This window comes from Flavobacterium soyae (assembly GCF_045348165.1).
Lineage (GTDB): Bacteria > Bacteroidota > Bacteroidia > Flavobacteriales > Flavobacteriaceae > Flavobacterium > Flavobacterium soyae.
The window spans coordinates 3739857-3761167 of sequence record NZ_CP150845.1 but is presented as its reverse complement, the minus strand read 5'-3'; the positions used below and the strand labels follow the sequence as shown (position 1 = coordinate 3761167).

The following is a 21311-nucleotide window of genomic DNA, read 5'->3' as shown; positions in this document are numbered from 1 at the left end:
GTTTAGATTTTAGATTATTTTCTAAACTGATATTTTGATTGAAATTGATTTTTGATATTGCAATTGGAATTTGAAATTTTAAAATTTACATTTTTAAGAAATTCTCTAAAATCTTCTCCCCAACTGCACCGCTTTTCTCCGGGTGAAACTGAGTTCCGTAAAAATTATCTTTTTGTAAAGCCGATGCATATTCTAAATCGTAATTTGTTGTTGCAATGGCTTCTGCACAGTTTGGAGCATAAAAACTGTGAACCAGATACATAAATTCATTTTCTGGAATGTCTGCAAATAAATCTGATTTTAAGTTATAAATCTGATTCCAGCCCATTTGCGGCACTTTTACCTGATTTGAAAACTTTACAACATCAACATCAAAAATTCCTAAACCTTTTGTATTTCCTTCTTCAGATGAATTGCACATCAACTGCATTCCAAGACAAATTCCTAAAACAGGCTGTTTCAAATTCGGAATCAAACTGTCTAAACCGCTTTCACGAAGTTTCGTCATTGCTGAACTTGCTTCGCCAACTCCAGGAAAAATCACTTTATCTGCCGCCTGAATTTCTTCTGGATTATTACTTAAAACAGCTTTAAAACCCAATCTTTCAATAGCAAACATAATGCTCTGAATATTTCCTGCTCCGTAATTTATAATTACTATTTTCATTAAAAAAGCTTTAAGCTTTAAGCCGTAAGCTTTAGGCTTATTGCCTATTGCCTATAGCTTATAGCGTTTTACAACATTCCTTTCGTCGAAGGTAAAATCATTTTTTCGGTATCTCTTTTTACGGCTACTTTTATGGCTTTTGCGAAAGCTTTAAAAATGGCTTCGATTTTATGATGTTCGTTAATTCCTTCTGCTTTGATATTTAAATTGGCTTTTGCTCCGTCAGAAAATGATTTAAAGAAATGATAGAACATTTCAGTTGGCATTTTACCCACCATTTCGCGTTTAAATTCAGTTTCCCAAACTAACCAGTTTCTTCCGCCAAAATCAATTGCAACCTGCGCTAAACAATCGTCCATTGGAAGGCAGAACCCGTAACGTTCAATTCCTAATTTATTTCCTAATGCTTTTGCAAAAACTTCTCCTAAAGCAATTGCAGTATCTTCAATCGTGTGGTGTTCATCTACTTCTAAATCGCCTTTTACCAGAATTTCTAAATCCATTTGGCCGTGACGCGAAATTTGATCTAACATATGATCAAAAAAAGCAATTCCGGTTTCTATTTTACTTTTTCCAGTTCCGTCAAGATTTAGATTGATGTAAATATCCGTTTCGTTTGTTTTACGGGTTATCGATGCTGAACGTGCTTCTAGTTTCAAAAACTCATAGATTTTTTTCCAATCCATAGTCTGCAAAACAATCGTTTCGTTCAATTCCTCTCGTTTAGACGAAATTTCATTACTTCCTACTCCATCCGTGTCATTCATAAAAATGGCTTTTGCACCAAGATTTTTAGCCAATTCAACATCGGTTAAACGATCTCCTAAAACAAAAGAATTTTCTAAATCATATTCAGGATTATTTAAATATTTGGTCAACAATCCAGTTCTTGGTTTGCGTGTTGGTGCATTTTCTTCTGGGAAAGTTCTGTCAACAAAGATTTCATCAAATACAACGCCTTCGTTTTCAAAAGCTTTTAAGATAAAATTCTGCGTTGGCCAAAACGTATTTTCAGGAAAACTATCTGTTCCTAATCCGTCCTGATTGGTTACCATTGCCAGTTCATAATCTAATTCATTGGCGATTTTAGCCAGATATTGAAAGGCTTTCGGGTAAAACTCCAGTTTATCTAAACTGTCTAATTGGTAATTTTCAGGTTCTAAAACAATCGTTCCGTCACGATCGATAAAAAGTACTTTTTTCATGGTTTATATTTTTTCTGCCACAGATTAAAAGGATTAAATGGATTTTTCTTTTGTCACGAATTTGCTTCGCCTGTTCGCTATCGCTCGAGTCACTAATTTTCACTAATTTAAAAATTTAATTTCATCCACATTGGTGTAGTCCCTACGGGACAATTGTTGATGGTATTAATTCTTTTTTCTACCGACATTTAATCTCTACGAGATAATTCGATTAAAGAATTAGAAATATTTAATCTTTTAAAAGAACTCCGTTAGGAGTTAGATATCGGTAAAAAAACTCCAAATGAATATTTGTCCCGTAGGGACTATACTTACTAAGAATCATCATAATAAATCCAACAAAAATAATCCGTTTAATCTGTGTAATCTGTGGCCTATATCTTTTTTACTTCAACAACTTTAATTCTCTAATTACAACAGCATTTTCTTCTTTTGTCCCAATTGTAAAACGAAGGCAGTTTTCACATAAAGGCTGTGTTGTTCTGTTTCGAATTACGATTCCTTTTTCAATTAATTGATTGTATCTTTTGTTCGCGTCATCCACTTTTGCTAGAATAAAATTAGCTTCTGTTGGATACACTTTTTCTACAAAATTAACTTCAAGCAAAACTTTAAGTAATTCTTCTCTCTGCTCAACAATAGAAGATATTTCCTGTTTTATTTTTTCAGAATCTTTTAAACGTTCTTTAGCTCTTTTCTGTGTCAGTTCGTTTACGTTATATGGCGGCTTTATTTTGTTTAAAACCGAAATAACAGCTTCTGACGCATAACAGATTCCTAAACGAATTCCAGCTAAACCATACGCTTTTGAAAGTGTTTGTGTAATAATCAAATTTGGATATTCGTCAATTTCAATTAACCAGCTTTCTTTCTCCGAAAAGTCAATATAGGCTTCGTCAATAACCACTAATCCATTAAAATTTTTAAGCAGTTTTACCACACTTTCATCAGAAAAAGAATTTCCGGTTGGATTATTTGGAGAACATAAAAAGATGATTTTTGTGTTTTCATCTACAGCTTCCAGAATCTTTTCAACTTGTGGCTGAAAATCATTTGTCAGCAGAATTTCTCTGTTTTCAATTGCATTTATATTCGCCAAAACACTGTACATTCCGTATGTTGGCGGTAAAGTGATAATATTATCTGTTTTTGGTTCGCAAAAAGCTCTGAAAATCAAATCCAAAACTTCGTCGCTTCCGTTTCCTAACAAAATCTGACTTTGCTTTGTATTGTTATTTTTAGCCAAAATTGCCTTAACTGAATTCTGCTGTGGGTCCGGATAGCGGTTTACGCCATTTTGAAACGGATTTTCATTGGCATCTAAAAAAATCATTTCGGCGGTATCAAAATCTTCAAACTCATCTCTTGCAGACGAATACGGTTTTAAAGATTTTACGTTTTCACGTGTAATTGTATTTATATCGAAAGTATTCATTTTCTAAGTTTTGCTCCTGCAAGGTTTTCAAAACCTTGTAGGTATTATTGTTTAGCTTTTATAATCAGGATCAAATTTAAACCTGCAAGGTTTTGAAAACCTTGCAGGATTACCCTCTATTTTAATGATTGTAATCTTAGCGTTACTGCATTTTTATGCGCTTGTAAACCTTCGGCTTCAGCCATAATTTCAATCGCTTTTCCAATGTTTTGAATTCCTTTTTCTGATATTTTTTGAAAAGTCATCGATTTCATAAAACTATCAAGGTTTACACCGCTGTAATTTTTAGCATAACCGTTTGTCGGCAGCGTGTGATTAGTTCCAGATGCGTAATCTCCGGCACTTTCCGGCGTATAATTTCCAATAAAAACTGAACCTGCATTTACGATTCCGTTACAGTAGAAATCATCATATTCAGAACAGATAATAAAGTGTTCCGGGCCATATTCGTTGATTAAATCTAATGCGATTTGATCAGTTTCGACATAAATTAATTTCGAATTTTCGATTGCTTTTATGGCGATGGCTTTTCTTGGAAGTACTTCAATTTGCGATTGAATTTCTTTTTCAACTTGGTCAATTAATTTTCTTGAAGTCGAAACTAAAATTACCTGACTGTCTGTTCCGTGTTCTGCCTGAGACAATAAATCTGAAGCTACAAAGGCTGGAACTGCTGTATCATCGGCTACAATTAACAATTCTGATGGGCCGGCCGGCATATCGATTGCAACTCCAAATTGTGTTGCCAATTGTTTTGCCACAGTTACAAACTGATTCCCAGGTCCGAAAATCTTATACACTTTTGGAATCGATTTTGTTCCAAAGGTCATTCCTGCGATTGCCTGAATTCCGCCTACTTTTAATATTTTAGTTACGCCGCATAAATTAGCAGCGTACAAAATTGCCGGATTTATTTTTCCTGTTTTATCCGGAGGCGAGCATAATACAATTTCTTTACAGCCTGCAATTTCAGCAGGAACGGCCAGCATTAATACTGTTGAAAATAAAGGTGCCGTTCCGCCCGGAATATATAATCCAATTTTTTGAATTGGTCTTTTTTCCTGCCAGCAATTTACACCTTCAATAGTTTCAACTTCTATTCTTTCTGTTTTTTGAGCGCTGTGAAACTTGTAGATATTGTCTTTTGCCAGTTGAATTGCTTCTTTTAATTCATTCGGAATCAATTCAATTGCTTCTTTAATTTCTTCTGCAGAAACTTGATAATTATCTAATGTAATTCCGTCAAAAATCGAAGTATATTTTGCTACGGCTTCATCTCCTTTTTTCTGAACTTCTCTGAAGATTTCTTTTACCGTAACTTCAATATCATCAATCGTTTGGGTTGGTCTTTTTAATATTTCAGACCAGGTATCTGGTTTTGGATTGTCTATTTTATTCATTTTATTTTTTGCTTTAAGCTTTAAGCAGCAGGCTTTAGGCTTTATTAACGTTGTGTTTATTTTACCGCAAAGTTCGCAAGGTTTTTTCTGTTCTTTGGCTTAGAAAACGATAAGTTCGCAAAGCTGTTGTCGAGAATTGGAATTTAATATTTTTTAAAGCTTAAAGCCTATTGCCTAAAGCCTACAGCGTGCAAAGCATATTAAAGAACCATTTTCTCAATTGGGCAAACTAAAATTCCTTCGGCCCCAACTTCTTTTAATTGATCGATTACGTCCCAAAAAGTGTCTTTGTCAATTACAGAGTGTACACTGCTCCAGCCTTCCTGCGCTAATGGCAGAACGGTTAAACTTCTTAAAACCGGAAGAATTTTTCCAACTGCATCGATTTTCTCATTTGGAATGTTCATCAAGATGTATTTTGAATTTCTCGCTCTTAAAACCGATTGTATTCTGAATTTTAAAGTATCGATGTGTTTTTGAATTTCCGGTGAAACTTTTGGCGAAACAGCCAAAACTGCTTCACTTTTCAGGATCACTTCAACTTCTTTTAGATTGTTTTTGAATAAAGTGCTTCCGCTTGAAACGATATCTACAATTGCATCGGCAAGACCAATGTTTGGTGCGATTTCTACAGAACCAGAAATTTGGTGAATATCTACTGTTAACCCGAAAGAATTGAAATATTCGTTAACTGTATTTGGGTAAGATGTTGCAATCCTTAAACCTGCTAAATCCTGTATAGAATTGTATTCAAAGGTTTTAGGAACAGCAACAGAAACTTTGCATTTTGAGAATCCTAATCGCTGTACAACTTCAATTTCTTTTCCTTTTTCTACTAAAAGATTGTCGCCAACGATGGCTAAATCTACTACTCCGTCAATCAAATACTGAGGAATGTCAGAATTTCTTAGATACAAAACTTCAAGAGGAAAGTTTGAAGCTTCGGCTTTTAACTGATCGATTCCATTGTTGATTGAAATACCACAGTCTTTAAGGATTTGAATGCTGTCTTCGTTTAAACGACCAGATTTTTGAATTGCAATTTTTAAAGTACTCATTTTTTAGTTTTTTTGCTGATTAATAGTTTGAGTACAAAGAATTGGAATTAAAAAACCCGCTTGATGTACTCAAACGGGTTTTAAAATATGATGATTTACATGCATACCATTAACACATCGCTTGAGAGCAATAATGAAAATGATGATGATGTAATTGATTTGAAATCATTGTTTGGTTTGTTTTATAATTCTTTGATTCGGTTGCAAATATACTAGTTAATTTCATAAAAAAGCAATTTTTAATATAACTTAACGATAGTTTATTGTTAAAAAAAATATGGAGAGCTGTTTTTATTGAAAATTTTCAATTTACGAAAACGTTTTCTAAATCCTTATTGAAAGCTAAAATTACTGTTGTCCCTACTCCTATCTGACTTTCGATTTTAAATTTAATATTAAGCAGTTCGGTAATTCTTTTTACAATTGACAAACCTAAACCAACGCCTTTAATTTCAGGATGTTCGGTGTAATTAGATCTAAAAAAAGGATTAAATATTGTTTCTAAATCTTCTTTTGCAATACCTATTCCGCTATCTGAAATTTTGCAGATTATTTTATCGCCTTCTTTAAAAAGTAAAATCGAAACTTCTCCAGCAGAATTTGTATACTTAACAGCATTTGAAATAATATTTCTAAGAATGGTTATAATTAAAAAATTGTCTGACTGAATGTAAAAATCTGTTCCGGCATCAAATTTCACATCGAGTTTTTTACCTTTTATTTTCTCTGAATTCAGGGTTAAAACATCTAAAATTATAGCATTTAAATAAACATTTTCTGCATTTATATGTTGTTTTTGGTTATCGAATCTGGCCATTGTCAGAAGCTGATCTACGAGCATATTTAAATGATCGACTTCGTTTATACAATAGTTTATTTTATCCTCGTATTCTTTATTATCTCTGGGTTTACGTATAAGTACTTCAAGTGTTCCTTTAATAACTGTAAGCGGTGTTCTTAGTTCATGTGAAGCATCTGAGGTGAATTGTTTTTCACGTTCAATGGCATCTTCAATTCGGTTTAATAAATTATTGATGGTTTTTGAAAGCGTATACAACTCGTCTCGTGTTTTAGGCAGCGGAATACGCGCTTTCAGGTTATCTTTTGTAATAATTTTTGAAGTATTTATTATGGCGTTTATTGGCTTAATACTTCTGCCTGCAAAAAATCTGGCTAAAAAGAATAACAATATTAAAATCGCTAAAAAGGACAAAAACATGATATCAAACAAATTGTTTAATACCATTTTAGAATCGGCCAGCGACATTGCGATAATGATATAGCCAATTTTTTTATTCTGAATATTTAATTCAACCTGAATTTGTCGAATGGCGTGATCTCCCATTTTGGTATCAAACAACTCGTAATTCCCAACAGAATCATGAAAATCAAGTGTTTGTGTTTTTAGATTAGGTGCTTTTTCAATGATTCCTTTATTCAAATCTAAAAATTCAACAAATACAGGATTTACATCAACAGTATTGTGTTCACGCTCTTCCCATTCTTCTTCATCAATAAGGATTACTTTGCCATTTTCAACTTTAATCTCTTTTAAATGGTTCTGAATTTCGACTTTAATATTTTCGTCAATGTGGCTGTAAACGGTATGTTTTACAATAGAATATATAACCGAAAAAACTACTAAAATCAATAAACCCGTGGTTATAATATAGTTTAAGGCAATTCTGTTTTTAAAGGAAAGCTGGTTCATTTATAAGTCATTAGCAATATAACCTACACTTCGGATGGTTTTAATATAGTCTTCTTCAATTTTTAATTTGAGCTTTTTACGAATAGCATTCATAAAAACATCAATTACGCCTGTATCGTATTCAAAGTTAATATCCCAGACGTCTTTTAAAATCTGATTTCGTGTACATACTTTTCCTTTATTTTGTATTAAATAGGTCAACAATTCAAATTCTCTTTGTGTCAAGGCTATCTCTTCATCATTTTTTAAAACTATATGTTTAGAAAGGTCAATTTTAATAGTTCCCAATGAAAGGGCTTCGCTTCCGCCCTTGTTTCTAAAATGAATTTTAATTCTTTCAACCAATTCCTCAAAACTAAAAGGCTTTTTAATATAATCATTTGCACCTGCCTTCAGGCCTTCTATAGTTTCCCGAACTGTATCTTTTGCTGTTAAAAAAATTATTGGTGTTTTTTGATCCTTGATCCTGATTGCTTTACATAAGTCTAAACCATTGATTTTAGGAATCATCCAATCAAGCAAAATCAAATCAAATTTATGATTCTGAGTTAGTTCAAAAGCTTTTGAACCATCATTTGCGGTTGTAATTTTATACCCTTCTTCCCGCAGTCCCTGTTCTAAAAACTGAACGATTCCTAACTCGTCTTCAACAATTAAAATATGCATATGGTATTATTTTGATACAACATTAATGTCTCTTTTATATTTCAAAGATATAGCTTTTAAAGCTTAGAAACCACTAAAAATCACAACAATAAGTTAAAAAAAATAACCTTAAGCAAACATTAAGTATAGACTAAGTAAGGTAAAAGCGTAACTTCATCTATTGTTAATTAATCGAAATTAATTTTGCAGAAAATAAAATACCATGACTTCCTGCAAAAAAATTTCTCCGTTTTATAATCTGGCCATTTTCTATTTTTCTGTAAGTTTTATATTGAGAATTGTATTGATTTTTCATCCAATAACGCAAAGCTCATTTAATTTTTTAGAAAGTTTGAAAATTTTTGGTTTAGGATTAATTTCAGATTGTTTTGTTTTCCTGATTGCAGGTGTTTTTCTATGGCTGTATCTCATTTTCCTTTCAGAATCCAAATATAGTAAACCTTACGGTTATATTATTTCAGGATTGTTAACTGCGTTATTTCTCTATGCGGCTTCAGGAAAAAGCATTTTTGATGAATACGGAGGTGCTTTACCCAGAATTGTTTTGGTTTTTATAGGTTTAAAAACAATTTTATTTACAATTTTTCTTTTACTGCCAAAATACAGAGCGAGACTTAGATTTTGGCTCTTTTCATTTGTCGTTTTTCTATATGTTTTACTAATTCTGCAAAACGGATTAAGTGAATATTTCTTTTGGAATGAATTTGGCGTAAAATATAATTTCATTGCTGTTAATTACCTGATTTACACCAATGAAGTTATCGGAAATATTATGCAGTCTTATCCTGTAATTCCTTTATTTTCGGCTTTATTTCTAATAAGCGGTATTGTTACTTATTTTATTGTAAAAAATTCTAAGGATTACATTAATGAGATTCCGACTTTTACTGAAAAAGTAAAAATTTCTGCAGTTTACTGGCTCTTATTTGCTATTTCGCTTTTTGCGATTCCTGCTTTGGCAAAGACCGAAAACTCTAAAAATGTATTTGTAAACGAATTGCAGTCTAATGGATTGTATAAGTTCTATTTAGCTTTTCAAAACAATAAGTTAGATTATTTTAAATTTTATAAAACACTGTCTAACCAGGAAGCTTTTAGTATTTTGAAAAAACAACTTCCAACTATTACCGGAGAAAATACAATTCAAAAAATATCCAGTGATTCTCTGGAGAGTCATAAAAATGTGGTTTTAATTACGATTGAAAGCCTAAGTGCCGATTTTATGAAAACTTATGGTAATCATGGAAATATAACACCATTTTTAGACAGTTTGTCTCAAAAAAGCCTGCAGTTTACCAATTTGTATGCTGCCGGAAACCGAACTGTCCGCGGACTTGAAGCTGTTACCTTATGTCTTCCGCCAACTGCAGGAGAAAGTGTTGTAAAACGAGAAGACAATAAAAATAAATTTTCTACCGGAGCTATATTCAAACAAAAGGGATACAATGTAAAATTCATGTACGGCGGAGATGCTTTTTTTGATAATATGCAGGATTTCTATTCTGGTAATGGTTATCAAATTGTAGATAAATCTAGTTTTTCTCCAGAAGAAATAACATTTTCAAACGTTTGGGGTGTCTGCGATGAGGATATGTACAACAAAGCAATTAAAATTATGAATACTGAAGCAAGGCAGAACAAACCTTTCTTTAATCATATTATGACTGTAAGTAATCATAGGCCTTTTACGTACCCAAATAATAAAATTGATATTCCAGGCGATATTAAATCTCGTGACGGCGGTGTAAAATATACTGATTATGCTCTCAAAAAATTCTTTGATATGGCCCGAAAACAGCCTTGGTTCAACAATACAGTTTTTGTTATTGTAGCCGATCATTGTGCTTCGAGTGCAGGAAAGACAGAACTTCCGCTTGAAAAATACAGAATTCCGGCTTTTATTTATATGCCGAATGAAAAACCTGAAAAATGCAGTAAATTAATGTCGCAAATTGATCTTATGCCAACACTTTTTGGATTATTGCATTTTGATTATGACAGTAAATTTTTCGGACAGGATGTTTTAAAACCTTCCTATAAACCAAGGGCTTTTATTGCTACTTATCAGGATTTGGGTTTGATAAAGGATAATGTTTTAACTATTTTATCGCCTAAACAAGAGGTAAAACAATTTGCATTAAAATTAGATCCAAAAGATAGTGTTTCATCTGAATTTCAAATTGAGTATGATGAAACACCGCTAAAAAAGCACAAAATGGATTTGGTTAATGAAACGATTTCTTATTATCAATCTGCTTCGTTTTTGTTGAAGGAGAAGAAATACCAGAGATAAAGTTTTTAAATCTCAATTTTTTAAATTCCAAATTCCAATTTAAAAATTGCAGTTAATGGCACACCGATTTGGCGAATTTAAACAGGTTTTTATATTCGGCGTGAAATACTGGACGTAGACGCACTGCTGTGCGTCTCTACATAATCGTTGTGCATAAAATATATTGACATGAATTGATCGACATCAATTAATCGTAGAGACGCACAGCAGTGCGTCTACACAATCTAAATCTACAATCTATAATCTGAGTCAAAATTTAATTCCAAAACTTGATTAACCGCAAAGATTCTGTGTTGATTTCCAAATTAAAATCTTAATTTTTATTAGTTTTGTTTTTTCAAGACAGTCTTTGAGCTAGTCTCTATAGCGTGTAAAGCCATTTGTGTTTTCACGCTATTTTTTGTTGTATAGTTTTTATTGTAAAGAGTTTGGTTTTTGAATAAAACATAGATAAGTTCTAGTATTTTTCTTTGAATGCTTACCAATGCTTTCATTTTAATGCCATGCTTAGATGCCAGTCGTGCGTATATATCTTTAAAGTTATCGTCCCATTTTACTGCAGTTAATGCTGGAAGATGCATGGCTTTTCTTAAATTTCGATTTCCCTTTTTTGATATTCTGGGCTTTCCTTTTATTGAGGTTCCTGATTGCTTCTCCTTTACATCAAGTCCTGCATAACTTGTTAATTGTGATTTATTCCTAATGAGTTCAAATCCATTTGTTTCTGCCAAAACAATCACTGCGGTCAATTCTCCAACTCCAGGTATTGAAGTGATTTTATCGATGGTCTGCTTTAAGTTAAGATCTGCAGCTATTAGACCTGCAATGTCTTCTTTGATTTCCTTTTCCTGTGAATTTAAAAATCCTATTCTTGACTGCATTCGCTGCATACTTTTTTGATTTGGCTCCGCTTCTGCATTTTCGGCATGCATTTGATTTTTAATAATGCTTCTTTCCTGTACTATTTGATCTCTTTCGCGGGTTAGCTGCTGCAATTCCCTATAAACAGCTTTTGGCCTGCTCCAAATATCCAATTTTCTCTCTAACCCAAATTGGGCTATTGCTTGTGAGCAGCTTTTATCTGTAATAGTTTTTAACTCCAAAGTCCGCATATAATTGCTGATTTTATTAGGCAGCACAATACTTGCTTCATGGTTATTGTCAGATAAATAATAGGCAAATTTCTGATGATACACACCTGTGGCTTCCATTACATATCGAACAGGGATTTGATTGTCAGTGAGTGAATTTGTCCATTCAACCAGCGACTTAAAGCCTAAATCGTTATTCCTAAATATCCTGTAGGCAAATAATTCTATAGTAAAATCATCTAAAAGACGACCTAAGGTAACCACTAATTCTTTTTGGGCTACATCAATTCCTGCTACTTGTTTTACTGCTTTACTCATCTTTGTCTTTTTAAATTTAATTATAAAGTGATGAATCTTCCCTCGTCTTTTCTCCTGATTGGATATTCTGGATATTAAGCATTGCATAATTCCTTACATTCTGTTCAGACTCTAAAAGATAAAAAAGAATGAGGTAATTTCTTTGCGAGAATATGTTTCTTGAACTATTTAGGCGCCAATGGACTCTCATTCCTTTTCACTTAATTATTGCAAATTTAAACATAACGATCACTCATCGTAAATTAACTTGACAAACATAGGAGAACGCAAAGGTTTACGCAGGGTTCACAAAGAAAAAGCCTCAAATTCTAAATGAATTTAAGGCTTTTTAAAATATAATTTTCAAATCTGAAAACTGAAAACCGAGACTGGAAACTCTCTTATTTAATCATTCTGATTCTTCATTCCAAATAAATCTCCTTTTTGAAACAATTTCAAATCATCTTTTAAAGCCTGGTTATTTCTTTGTGTAACCTCTGGTGAATCTAAATCGCTTAGATCTGGTTTTCCGGCATTTACCCATGCTGTGTACCAAAAACTTGCAGTTGCAGTAATGGCTTTTTTCATTTGGTTTTCCACCATTCCGTTTAGCTGATCATTTAGTTTCTTTGCATATTCATCAGAGAAAATTGGAGTATTGTATTTGCTTTTTATCACTTTTCCATCTACATCCATTTTAAAAACCTGATTCTCAGGAGTTGAAGTTCTTAATTTTTTATCGATGTCTAATAATGGCTGCGCTAAACTGTGAGTATCATTTATCATATCCCAGATTGCTTTATGAACATCTGTATAATATTGTGCCTGAGGAACATTTAATTTATAATTTTTAGCAAATAATTCAGGAAGTCTGCTTTCCCAAAGAGAATGAATCCCTTTTTGGTCGCTCAATTGTCCGTCATGGTTTGCAGAAGTATGTAATGGCATATGCGCATCACCAATATAATGACCTAAATCTGCAGCAAGAAATAAAATTTCTGCTCTGTTTTTATCTTTAAAAGCTTTGGTTAATTTCACCATCATATCTTCAATATACCAAGGTAAAATTCCGTTATCATTTAGAAATTTAGCGTCGTATTTTTTCTTTGCGGCTTCCATTGTCTGCGGAATACTGTCAGCAGAACCAAAGTTTTCCATATCGAAATAATGTCTTGGATTTTCATCTTTGTAATTTAAAGCATACTTACGAATATCCGGAACAGAAGCTTCCTGAGTAATAAAATCAATGTGGTTGTAAAAGAAAACCTGAAGTTGCTGTGGCAAAGCCATTACAGCTGCTTTATTAATTCTTTCATGCCCTACAATTCCCCATGATAAAGTAAAAAAACCAATAACTAATGCAAATAAGGCAATTAATTTTGGTCTCATTTTGAAGTTTTTCATTTTGTTTTTGTTATTTGAAATGCAAATTTACCTTATTTGCAGATAATTTAAAAGATTACCTTTCAAGATTATGTTAATTTTATTTTTTGGAATTTTTGAACCATATAAGTAATATTAGTTTAACCCTTAATTATTTTTCTTTGTAAGTTTGTTTTAGAATTAAGTTTTATAAATATGCGCCATTTACATTTATTTTTTATACTCTTTTTTAGTTCTGTTTGTTTAGCACAGGAGGCTGACATAGAGTTAAAAAACATTAACGATACTATTTTAAATCCTAAACGGGTTCTAAAAATACAAGATCCGCTCGATGCAGTAAAAACGATGCAAAAGTTGTTTCCCGGAAAATTATACAAACTTTCTGACCACAATACTTTTATAAGCTGGAATTGTAAAACTTGTAAACCTTTGCCTTTTATTGATGTTAATGGTGTTGAAGGTGATCAATTATTCCCTTATAGTGAAGGTGTGGCGACAAGACTTCTTGCCAATATTGATTATTCTGATTCGAAAGGGAACCAATTCAAAATTTTAGCTTTTAATCATTCTTATTACGATGCAGATGGTTTACAAACCGGACGTTTTTCTGGCGGTTTGTTAGGTTTGGCAAAATTTGCTAAGAATGGCAATGCTTGGGAAATGCGATCTTTTCAGCCTGCAGTTGCTGCTTTTGGAGCTTTTGCACAATGCCCAACACCAAAACTTATACAAATTGGTGAAGATCAATTTGCATTTACATTATTGCATGTAAATGGCGGTGCCGGCGGTCCTTTTGAAGGTTATTTTTATATTGTCGCTGGTTTTGATGGTAAATACCAGCCTATTCTCGAAGCTAATAATTACCAGTTAACCAATGTTTCAAGTGTAAAATGGTCAGGTTCTTATACGGTTATAGATGATGGTACTAAAAAACATTTTAGAGATATTATTATTAAAACCGGCGGATCATTCAGTAAAGCTGCAAAAGCTGATGACGAGTTTGAAGTTACGCCTCCAGAGGAAATTGCTGCAATGGCAAAAACTAAAAAATCATTTAATTTTGAAATTGAAAGACGTTTTTCTTTTAAGGGAAAATCATATAAATTGATTGGTAAGCCCGTTGTAAAGTTTTCTAATGTGAAATAATCTAGCTTAGAAAAACAATTGACGCTAAACTTAAACCTGCAATAAATACCCATAGAAAAACTCCCTGAAGCAAAGGCTTTACTCCTACTGATTTTAAAGTATTTACATTTAAAGCTGCTCCAATTAAAAACAATGTAATGGTTAAACCAATTTTAGCCAGATTTACAATATGCAGTGCAACAATCGATACTTGCGGAACGTAAGAATTAATAAGCATTGCTAAAACGAACAAACCAATAAAATAAGGAATCTTTATTTTTGAGTTTTTATTTTTGAAAATAACGGCTGTTAAAAGTGAAATTGGAATAATCCATAAAGCTCTGGCCAGTTTTACGGTTGTTGCGATTTGCAAAGCTTCGGCCCCGTATTTATTTGCTGCGCCAACTACAGAACTTGTATCGTGAATGGCAATAGCGCACCATAATCCAAAATCTTTTTGAGACAAATCAAGCTGATGTCCAATAAATGGGAAAACAAACAACGCAATTGAATTTAGTATAAATATTACTCCTAAAGCGATTGATGTCTGGCTTTCATTTGATTTTATTACGGGAGAAATTGCTGCGATGGCACTTCCGCCGCAAATTGCAGTTCCGCATGAAATTAAATGTGATGTTTTTTTCTCTGTTTTAAGCCATTTTCCCAATAAAAAACCAAATATTAAGGTGCTGAAAATCGAAAATATAGTTAATACAAATCCTTCTTTTCCTGCCGAAAATGCATTTGATGCGTTCATTCCGAAGCCTAAACCGACTACTGAAAACTGCAATAAAAAAGTTATGGCTTTGCTATTAAATTCTACAAATGGATTCCCGAATACATTCACTATGATAACGCCAAGTAATAATGCAATTGGTGGAGAAATTATCGAAAACAAACACAGTAAAATTACCACAGCAAAAATTAACTGTTGCAAGAAGTGATTTATTTCAAATAATTGAGATGCGGAATGTTGTTTCGTTTTCAAAATAGAGTAATTGATATTTACTCTGCAAAGTTCCGTCGATTAAATGGAATTCGCCAATCGTAAAATACGATCGACTATAACTTCAAGTTATAATGATTGGCAATATTCTGAATAAACAATTCTGACAAAGGATCTGATTTTCCTAATAAAGTAATAATATAAAAATGTCTTTCTATTGCTAGTTTTTCCACATCTAAAACAATTAATTCTTTGTTTTTCAATTCTTTATTTACTGCATGAATGGACATAAATGCAAAACAATCTGAATTTAATAAATATGATTTTATACTTTCTGTACTTCCTAACTGCATTTCGATTTGTAAGTCAGAGAATTTTAAACCGACATTTTTAAGTGCAAATTCTATAACTTCAAGTGTTCCTGATCCGCGTTCGCGGGTTATGAATTTCATTGATTTTAAATCGTTTACCGAAATTTCGTTTTGCTTTACAAATGGATTATTGCTGTTGCAGACTAAAACCAGCTCGTCTTTTAAAAACGGAATGTATTTTATGGATTGATTTTTTGATTGTCCTTCGACAATTCCAATTTCAATTTCCTTATTAATTAAAGCATTTTCAATTTGTTCTGTATTTCCGTTTAACAAATTGACTTTTATGTCTTTTTGTTTTTGGTGGAAACGTGCCAAAACAGGAGAAATTATATATTGAGAAATTGTGGTACTTGCTCCTAGTCTCAATAATCCCTGACGTTCGCTGATAAAGGAACTCATTTCAAAATCGATTTCGCGGTAAATTTCGAAGATTTCTTTAGTATGTTTAAGCAGAATTTCTCCGGCTGGAGTTAAAGCGATTTTAGAACCGTTTCGTTCAAAAAGTTTTGTTTTGTAGGTTTCTTCGAGTTCCTGAATATGTTTCGAAACTGCCGGCTGTGTAATATACAATTCGGTAGCCGCTTTAGTAAAATTAAGGCGGAGCGCAACGGTGTAGAAAACTTTTAGCCTGAAATCCATATTGTTATTTAATGTGAAACACTAATTTCACTAATTTACACGAATTAAATTTAGTATAGTCCCTACGGGACAAATTTATTTGATGGATCATATTTTTTCTACCGACCTAAAACTCCTAACGGAGTTTATCTAACAAAAAAAATTAAACGGCAAAATCTCGTAGAGATTAAATATCGGTAGCAAAACCAGCGTTTCAAACACAATTTTGTCCCGTAGGGACTTTATATAATAATGTATAAAATCTACAAAAGCCCATTATATTTCCTAACAAACCATTCCGCCGTTAATAAAGCCGCAATTAAAATCAATAACCAAACCCAGTCAATTATTGGAGTTTTGGTTGACACGTTTTTCTCGATTGATTTGTATTCTTTGTTTTCTAAAAGTGTATTTATCAGATCTTCTGCTTGATTTTCAAAGAAAGCTTTTCCGTTGGTTTGTAACGCCAATTGTTTCAGTTTTAAAACATCAGGATTTACAAATTGCTTTTCGATATCAAAATCTAAGATTTCAAAATGACTTGAATACGATGTATTTGAGTTTAATTCTTTTACGGTGAAATTATATTTTCCGGCTGTTAATCCTTCTAAGTTTACAGAGAATGAATTATTTCCTTTTAATAAATCATAGTTTTTAGCTTGTTTGGTTTCGGCATTTGTAACTGTGATTGTTAGTCTTGCTTTTTCGTCAAACTCATAGTTTTTATTGAAATATTGCGCGTTGATTACAATTTCTTCTCCTGAATTATAAAAACTTTCATGTGTTACAACCAATGATTTTTTTGAAGTTGATGTTGCCAAAAACTGAATTATCTTATCTACAAAAACATCGTACTTTTCAAATGACTGATTGTCGATATGACTTTGCAAACGCCATTTCCAGCTGTTTTCTCCTAAAAGAAAAGCAGTTCGTTTTCCTTGATTTTCGGCGAAAGCCAATAAAGGCGCATTGGTAGAAACGTTTCTAATTTTTGAAGAAAGTAAAACAGAAACATTTCCGTTTGTTGAAATTGTTCCGAATGCGTTTTGCAATGGCGGGAAGTTTTCAAAACCAATATTATCGATTGCAAATAAATTAAACTGCGATTGAAATTCTGATAAATAATCTTCAACTTGTCCGCTCATTTTGAAGATTAAATTGTTTTGCTGCTGGTTTAGAAAATTAAAATCGGTGCTGTTTCCGGTTATAATAAACGTATTTCTTCCGGCAGCTTTATTGTTGTCAAAAATTGGTTTGAAAGCATAAGTCGGCTGATATAAAACCAAAACTGAAGCTTCTTGTAACTGATTAATATCATTTGGTTTAACCAAGATTACTTTACGCTGTGCGTTAACTTCTATTGAACGTTTTAAGGCTGCAATATCCGGGTGATTTATTGCCGAAACTATTGCAATTGTAGATTTTTGATCGATTATTTCTACAGCAAAATTCTTGATATTATTGTAGCTGTTTTTCTCTTTTGCGTTTGAAGAAATATTGGCTCTAAAAATCTGCAGCCCTACTTTATCTGCAGGTAAAAGCAGATTTAAAGCGGCTGTTTTTTTTGATGGAGAAAAAGAAACTTTCTCTTTTGCTACAACTGAATTTCCCTGCGAAATTGAAAAATCGGCAGTTGTGGCTTTGTCTCCGGCATATTGCAAAAAAACTTCAACGGGAAATTTATTTTTGTGGAATGCGTATTTGTTTACGTTAAGCTGATTTATTTTTAAATCAAAAAACGTGGTTGTATCTCCTACAACCAAAGGATAAACTTTATTGGCAGGATCGAATCTATATACGTAGTCGTTTCCTGTAGTTTGATTTCCGTCGGTAATTATAACCGTTGGGAAAGTCAGGTTTTTGTTGATGCTTTTTAAATTCTTGGCAACTTCCTCTAAATTGGTTTGTTTTCCTTTGAAATCAAATTTATCTGAGGTTTTAAATTCATCGTCAAACTGATATGACTGAATATCGAATTTTTCTTTTAAAGCTGGATTTGAAATTAGCTTTTGATATAATTCGACTGCTTTTTTATCTGATTTTAAAGCTGTTATCGAACTCGAATTATCGACTGCAATGGCTAATGGTGTTTTAGTTATTTCGAGCGAATTTTTAGAAATTATCGGGTTTATCAATAAAACCAATAATCCGAAAATAGCCAAAAAACGTAAAAAAGCCAAAAACCAAATCAGATTTGATTTGTTTTTGGCTTTATAAAAGTATTGAAAGTACGACAAACCACCCGCTATTACTAAAGAAAGTAATAATAATAAAATCGTGTTTGTAGTCATATTTTTTTAGTATTCAGTAATCAGTTTTTAGTGATCAGCATTAGAAATCGAATTATAACAAATGTGTTCTCTTTATTATTATCAGACTATATTTACTGAATACTTAAAACTGAACACTGCAAACTATTAAGTAAGCATTCCTCCACAAACATTAAGGACTTGTCCGGTAATATAACTGCTCATATCTGAAGCTAAGAAAAGACAAGCGTTTGCTACATCTTCAGGGCTTCCGCCACGTTTTAACGGAATACCTTCTCTCCATCCTTTTACTATATCTTCAGATAATTTTGCTGTCATTTCAGTTTCGATAAACCCTGGTGCGATTGCGTTACAGCGAATATTACGAGAACCTAATTCTAAAGCTACAGATTTTGTAAAACCAATTGCTCCGGCTTTTGAAGCAGCATAGTTTGTCTGTCCGGCATTTCCTGAAACTCCAACTACAGAACTAATATTAATAATAGAACCTGCACGCTGTTTTAAGAAAGTTTTTTGAATTGCTTTTGTCATATTGAAAACTGATTTCAGGTTAACATCAATAACCTGGTCAAAATCAGCTTCAGACATACGCATAAGTAAATTATCTTTTGTGATTCCGGCGTTGTTAATTAAAATATCAACTGTTCCAAAATCTGCTAAAACAGCATCAACAAAAGTCTGCGCTTCATTAAAATCGGCAGCGTTAGATTGGTAACCTTTTGCTTTTACTCCTAAACTATTCAACTCAGCTTCAAGAGCTTCTGCAGATGCAGCAGATGAACTGTATGTAAATGCTACGTTTGCTCCGTGTTTAGCAAAAACTTCTGCAATTCCTTTACCAATTCCACGGCTGGCGCCAGTAATGATTGCTACTTTTCCTTCTAGTAATTTCATATTAAGGTATTCGTTTTTATTTTTTGAAATACAAATATAGAGTATTTGGGCGTTTAATAAAATTTGTAATACAAAATTTGGTTCAGAATTTTCTTTTTATTGTAAATAAAAAAACAGCTCAATAAATGAGCTGCTCCCTCCAAAATAAAAATCAAAACTAAATTCTTATATATGATTTTGATATGTTATAAAATACATAATTCCAAGAACCACAGCCATAATCAGCATTCTATAAATAGATGCCTGAAACTCTTTTGTTCCTTCTATTTTATCTTTTTTCTTTTGTTTTATAAAACTTGCAATCGCAAAAGGTATACTTACTATAATAGACAAGCATAAATAATATCTTGTATAATCCGGATAAAACCATGATACGGCCTGAAGTATTAAACCCCATAAAAAGAAAATAATATTTATTGGTGTAAGGTACTTTTTCATTGCTTTTTAGAATTTGGTTAGAAAAAAAACAGCTCAAAAAAATTGAGCTGCTTCCTCCAAAATAAAAATTAAAACTAAAAATTACTATAATTGATATGTTGTCATTCTAAAGTTAGTTGTAGGACTTGTAAGCGTATAAATGTTGTTTGAAAACGTAATTTTAAATGCTTCTTTTTTCAAGTAAAGTCCTGCCGTATTGAAGAATTCATCATCAAGTGCTTTTAAGTAAGCCGGAGCCGGGATATAAGCTGATCCATCATCCCATGAATCATGAGTCAGAATAATTCGTTTGTTTGTATCATCTGCACTTGTTGTAAAGTTGTGATAAACACTTGGTTTTCCTCCTGCAAAACGATATTGGATATAGTTACCAAAAGCTGAATTGAAATAAATTTGAATTCTAGTTATTTTTTGATTTGCCGGTAATGTAGCATTTGCATTGTCAAATAACGTTTTAAAGTATGCAGAAGTTGTTGGTGCTGTATAAAGATTTGCAGTAATAAAACTTATAACCATTTGCGGTTGACCATTTAAGAAATTTTTATAGTCATCAGTAATGATTAAAGGTTTATTAGAATATTTAATTTCAGCCTTAACTCCACCAGTTCCTGTAGCTGTAAAACTTCCATCAGCATCATTATACACAAAATTTGATAATTTTTGTCCGCCAACTTCTACAGCCGGGCTTACAACAATTCCGGTTGGTGTGTACCCAACTCCCATGTTGTAACTGATAGAATATCCGCTTTCGATAGAATTTGACTCAGCAAAACGAGTTACTTCGCTAAAAGAAAAATCAAATTTGTGCGTTGTCGTACCATCAGTAGTTTCCAGTAATCTAAAAAGCGGTCTTTCGTCGCTTCCTATTACGTTTTGCTCCATTACCAGATTCTGAGGCAGTTTTGCCCAATCATCGGCCGTTGCTTTTACAAAACGTATTTCTGTACCGTTTCTGTTTGCTTTAAAAATGATTTCTCCGTTTTCTTGTCCGTAATATAAAAACTGAAAGTCTCCTAAATATCCTTTGGCCCTTAATGCCGGAACTGGATAATTATCTGATTCTGATAAAAGGTGAATTCTGTTTTTTGTTGTAAAGGTTAAACTTACTGTACTTCCAAGCTGTATTGCATATTCACTTTTATATACATCAGTATCTGCATCAAAATCAGAAGCCATTTCTACAGTTCCGTCCTGAGCAAACTTAAACAAGTGTGTGTATCCTCCTAAAACTGTATTATCTGTAAAATAAACCGCCTTCCAGCCAAATTGTGATGAAAGCAGCGCAGTATTAAGTTCAGATTTTTGATTGTTTAAACGTGTTGTAGGCGTTTCGTCAAATAATTGATCGGCATCTGTATTATTGTTACAGGCGCATAAATGCAGTATCAAAATAGCTGCAAATAAATACTTATATATGTTTTTTATTTTCATGATACTTGT

At 32.6% G+C, this 21311-nt stretch carries 17 protein-coding genes; 2 read left to right on the top strand and 15 right to left on the bottom strand.

Going from position 1 to position 21311, the window contains the following annotated elements; all coding sequences use genetic code 11:
* Window positions 1-85: 85 nt before the first annotated feature.
* The 7 genes from hisH to AABD74_RS16035 all read right to left on the bottom strand — a co-directional run bounded on the left by hisH (window position 86) and on the right by AABD74_RS16035 (window position 8142).
* Entirely contained in the window at window positions 86-667 is a 582-nt protein-coding gene (hisH, locus tag AABD74_RS16065) for an imidazole glycerol phosphate synthase subunit HisH (RefSeq protein WP_232678226.1), read from the bottom strand.
* Between the two features lie 68 nt (window positions 668-735).
* Window positions 736-1872, bottom strand: a complete 1137-nt coding sequence (gene hisB, locus AABD74_RS16060) for a bifunctional histidinol-phosphatase/imidazoleglycerol-phosphate dehydratase HisB (protein WP_406843551.1) — start codon at window positions 1870-1872, stop codon at window positions 736-738.
* 385 nt (window positions 1873-2257) lie between these two features.
* A complete protein-coding gene (hisC, locus tag AABD74_RS16055; protein WP_406843550.1) occupies window positions 2258-3307 on the bottom strand; it encodes a histidinol-phosphate transaminase in 1050 nt (349 codons plus the stop codon).
* Between the two features lie 116 nt (window positions 3308-3423).
* A complete protein-coding gene (hisD, locus tag AABD74_RS16050; RefSeq protein WP_232678240.1) occupies window positions 3424-4707 on the bottom strand; it encodes a histidinol dehydrogenase in 1284 nt (427 codons plus the stop codon).
* 200 nt (window positions 4708-4907) lie between these two features.
* Window positions 4908-5765 carry an ATP phosphoribosyltransferase gene (hisG, locus tag AABD74_RS16045; RefSeq protein ID WP_053471449.1) on the bottom strand — a complete coding sequence of 286 codons (858 nt, stop codon included), beginning with the start codon at window positions 5763-5765 and terminating at the stop codon, window positions 4908-4910.
* 304 nt (window positions 5766-6069) lie between these two features.
* Window positions 6070-7476, bottom strand: a complete 1407-nt coding sequence (locus tag AABD74_RS16040; RefSeq protein ID WP_406843549.1) for a sensor histidine kinase — start codon at window positions 7474-7476, stop codon at window positions 6070-6072.
* Window positions 7477-8142: a response regulator transcription factor gene (locus tag AABD74_RS16035; protein WP_232678260.1), complete on the bottom strand. Its 666-nt coding sequence runs from the start codon at window positions 8140-8142 to the stop codon at window positions 7477-7479. It lies immediately after the preceding gene.
* A gap of 202 nt (window positions 8143-8344) precedes the next feature.
* On the opposite strand from AABD74_RS16035, the gene AABD74_RS16030 reads away from it, so the two are divergent.
* Complete coding sequence (locus AABD74_RS16030) at window positions 8345-10435, top strand: LTA synthase family protein (RefSeq protein WP_406843548.1); 2091 nt, start codon at window positions 8345-8347, stop codon at window positions 10433-10435.
* 323 nt (window positions 10436-10758) lie between these two features.
* Here AABD74_RS16030 and AABD74_RS16025 read toward each other — a convergent pair whose 3' ends face one another.
* Window positions 10759-11844, bottom strand: a complete 1086-nt coding sequence (locus tag AABD74_RS16025) for an IS110 family transposase (RefSeq protein ID WP_406843547.1) — start codon at window positions 11842-11844, stop codon at window positions 10759-10761.
* 384 nt (window positions 11845-12228) lie between these two features.
* Window positions 12229-13227 carry a zinc dependent phospholipase C family protein gene (locus AABD74_RS16020; protein ID WP_232678273.1) on the bottom strand — a complete coding sequence of 333 codons (999 nt, stop codon included), beginning with the start codon at window positions 13225-13227 and terminating at the stop codon, window positions 12229-12231.
* Window positions 13228-13551: 324 nt separating this feature from the next.
* On the opposite strand from AABD74_RS16020, the gene AABD74_RS16015 reads away from it, so the two are divergent.
* Window positions 13552-14352 (top strand): hypothetical protein, encoded by an 801-nt coding sequence (locus AABD74_RS16015; protein ID WP_232678275.1) that lies wholly within the window; start codon window positions 13552-13554, stop codon window positions 14350-14352.
* 1 nt (window position 14353) lies between these two features.
* Here AABD74_RS16015 and AABD74_RS16010 read toward each other — a convergent pair whose 3' ends face one another.
* From AABD74_RS16010 to AABD74_RS15985, 6 genes are all read right to left on the bottom strand, one after another.
* Window positions 14354-15319 (bottom strand): YeiH family protein, encoded by a 966-nt coding sequence (locus AABD74_RS16010; protein WP_406843546.1) that lies wholly within the window; start codon window positions 15317-15319, stop codon window positions 14354-14356.
* Window positions 15320-15393: 74 nt separating this feature from the next.
* On the bottom strand, window positions 15394-16290 hold the full coding sequence (locus AABD74_RS16005) for a LysR family transcriptional regulator (protein ID WP_406843545.1): 897 nt from the start codon (window positions 16288-16290) through the stop codon (window positions 15394-15396).
* Window positions 16291-16532: 242 nt separating this feature from the next.
* The gene (locus tag AABD74_RS16000; protein ID WP_406843544.1) at window positions 16533-18560 is read right to left on the bottom strand and encodes a hypothetical protein; all 2028 of its coding nucleotides are present in this window, start codon (window positions 18558-18560) and stop codon (window positions 16533-16535) included.
* A 126-nt stretch (window positions 18561-18686) separates the two neighbouring features.
* On the bottom strand, window positions 18687-19433 hold the full coding sequence (fabG, locus tag AABD74_RS15995; protein WP_232678282.1) for a 3-oxoacyl-[acyl-carrier-protein] reductase: 747 nt from the start codon (window positions 19431-19433) through the stop codon (window positions 18687-18689).
* Between the two features lie 165 nt (window positions 19434-19598).
* Window positions 19599-19871, bottom strand: a complete 273-nt coding sequence (locus tag AABD74_RS15990) for a hypothetical protein (RefSeq protein WP_406843543.1) — start codon at window positions 19869-19871, stop codon at window positions 19599-19601.
* 84 nt (window positions 19872-19955) lie between these two features.
* Window positions 19956-21302 (bottom strand): DUF4302 domain-containing protein, encoded by a 1347-nt coding sequence (locus AABD74_RS15985; protein ID WP_406843542.1) that lies wholly within the window; start codon window positions 21300-21302, stop codon window positions 19956-19958.
* Between the last annotated feature and the right edge of the window lie 9 nt (window positions 21303-21311).

What these genes read in the sequence shown, in the direction of transcription:
- fabG (WP_232678282.1), bottom strand. Translation starts at nt 19,433, where the DNA reads ATGAAATTACTAGAAGGAAAAGTAGCAATCATTACTGGCGCCAGCCGT.
- AABD74_RS16040 (WP_406843549.1), bottom strand. Translation starts at nt 7,476, where the DNA reads ATGAACCAGCTTTCCTTTAAAAACAGAATTGCCTTAAACTATATTATA.
- AABD74_RS16015 (WP_232678275.1), top strand. Translation starts at nt 13,552, where the DNA reads ATGCAAAAGTTGTTTCCCGGAAAATTATACAAACTTTCTGACCACAAT.
- AABD74_RS15990 (WP_406843543.1), bottom strand. Translation starts at nt 19,871, where the DNA reads ATGAAAAAGTACCTTACACCAATAAATATTATTTTCTTTTTATGGGGT.
- AABD74_RS15985 (WP_406843542.1), bottom strand. Translation starts at nt 21,302, where the DNA reads ATGAAAATAAAAAACATATATAAGTATTTATTTGCAGCTATTTTGATA.
- AABD74_RS16000 (WP_406843544.1), bottom strand. Translation starts at nt 18,560, where the DNA reads ATGACTACAAACACGATTTTATTATTATTACTTTCTTTAGTAATAGCG.
- hisH (WP_232678226.1), bottom strand. Translation starts at nt 667, where the DNA reads ATGAAAATAGTAATTATAAATTACGGAGCAGGAAATATTCAGAGCATT.
- hisG (WP_053471449.1), bottom strand. Translation starts at nt 5,765, where the DNA reads ATGAGTACTTTAAAAATTGCAATTCAAAAATCTGGTCGTTTAAACGAA.
- hisD (WP_232678240.1), bottom strand. Translation starts at nt 4,707, where the DNA reads ATGAATAAAATAGACAATCCAAAACCAGATACCTGGTCTGAAATATTA.
- AABD74_RS16035 (WP_232678260.1), bottom strand. Translation starts at nt 8,142, where the DNA reads ATGCATATTTTAATTGTTGAAGACGAGTTAGGAATCGTTCAGTTTTTA.
- AABD74_RS16005 (WP_406843545.1), bottom strand. Translation starts at nt 16,290, where the DNA reads ATGGATTTCAGGCTAAAAGTTTTCTACACCGTTGCGCTCCGCCTTAAT.
- hisB (WP_406843551.1), bottom strand. Translation starts at nt 1,872, where the DNA reads ATGAAAAAAGTACTTTTTATCGATCGTGACGGAACGATTGTTTTAGAA.
- AABD74_RS16020 (WP_232678273.1), bottom strand. Translation starts at nt 13,227, where the DNA reads ATGAAAAACTTCAAAATGAGACCAAAATTAATTGCCTTATTTGCATTA.
- hisC (WP_406843550.1), bottom strand. Translation starts at nt 3,307, where the DNA reads ATGAATACTTTCGATATAAATACAATTACACGTGAAAACGTAAAATCT.
- AABD74_RS16030 (WP_406843548.1), top strand. Translation starts at nt 8,345, where the DNA reads ATGACTTCCTGCAAAAAAATTTCTCCGTTTTATAATCTGGCCATTTTC.
- AABD74_RS16025 (WP_406843547.1), bottom strand. Translation starts at nt 11,844, where the DNA reads ATGAGTAAAGCAGTAAAACAAGTAGCAGGAATTGATGTAGCCCAAAAA.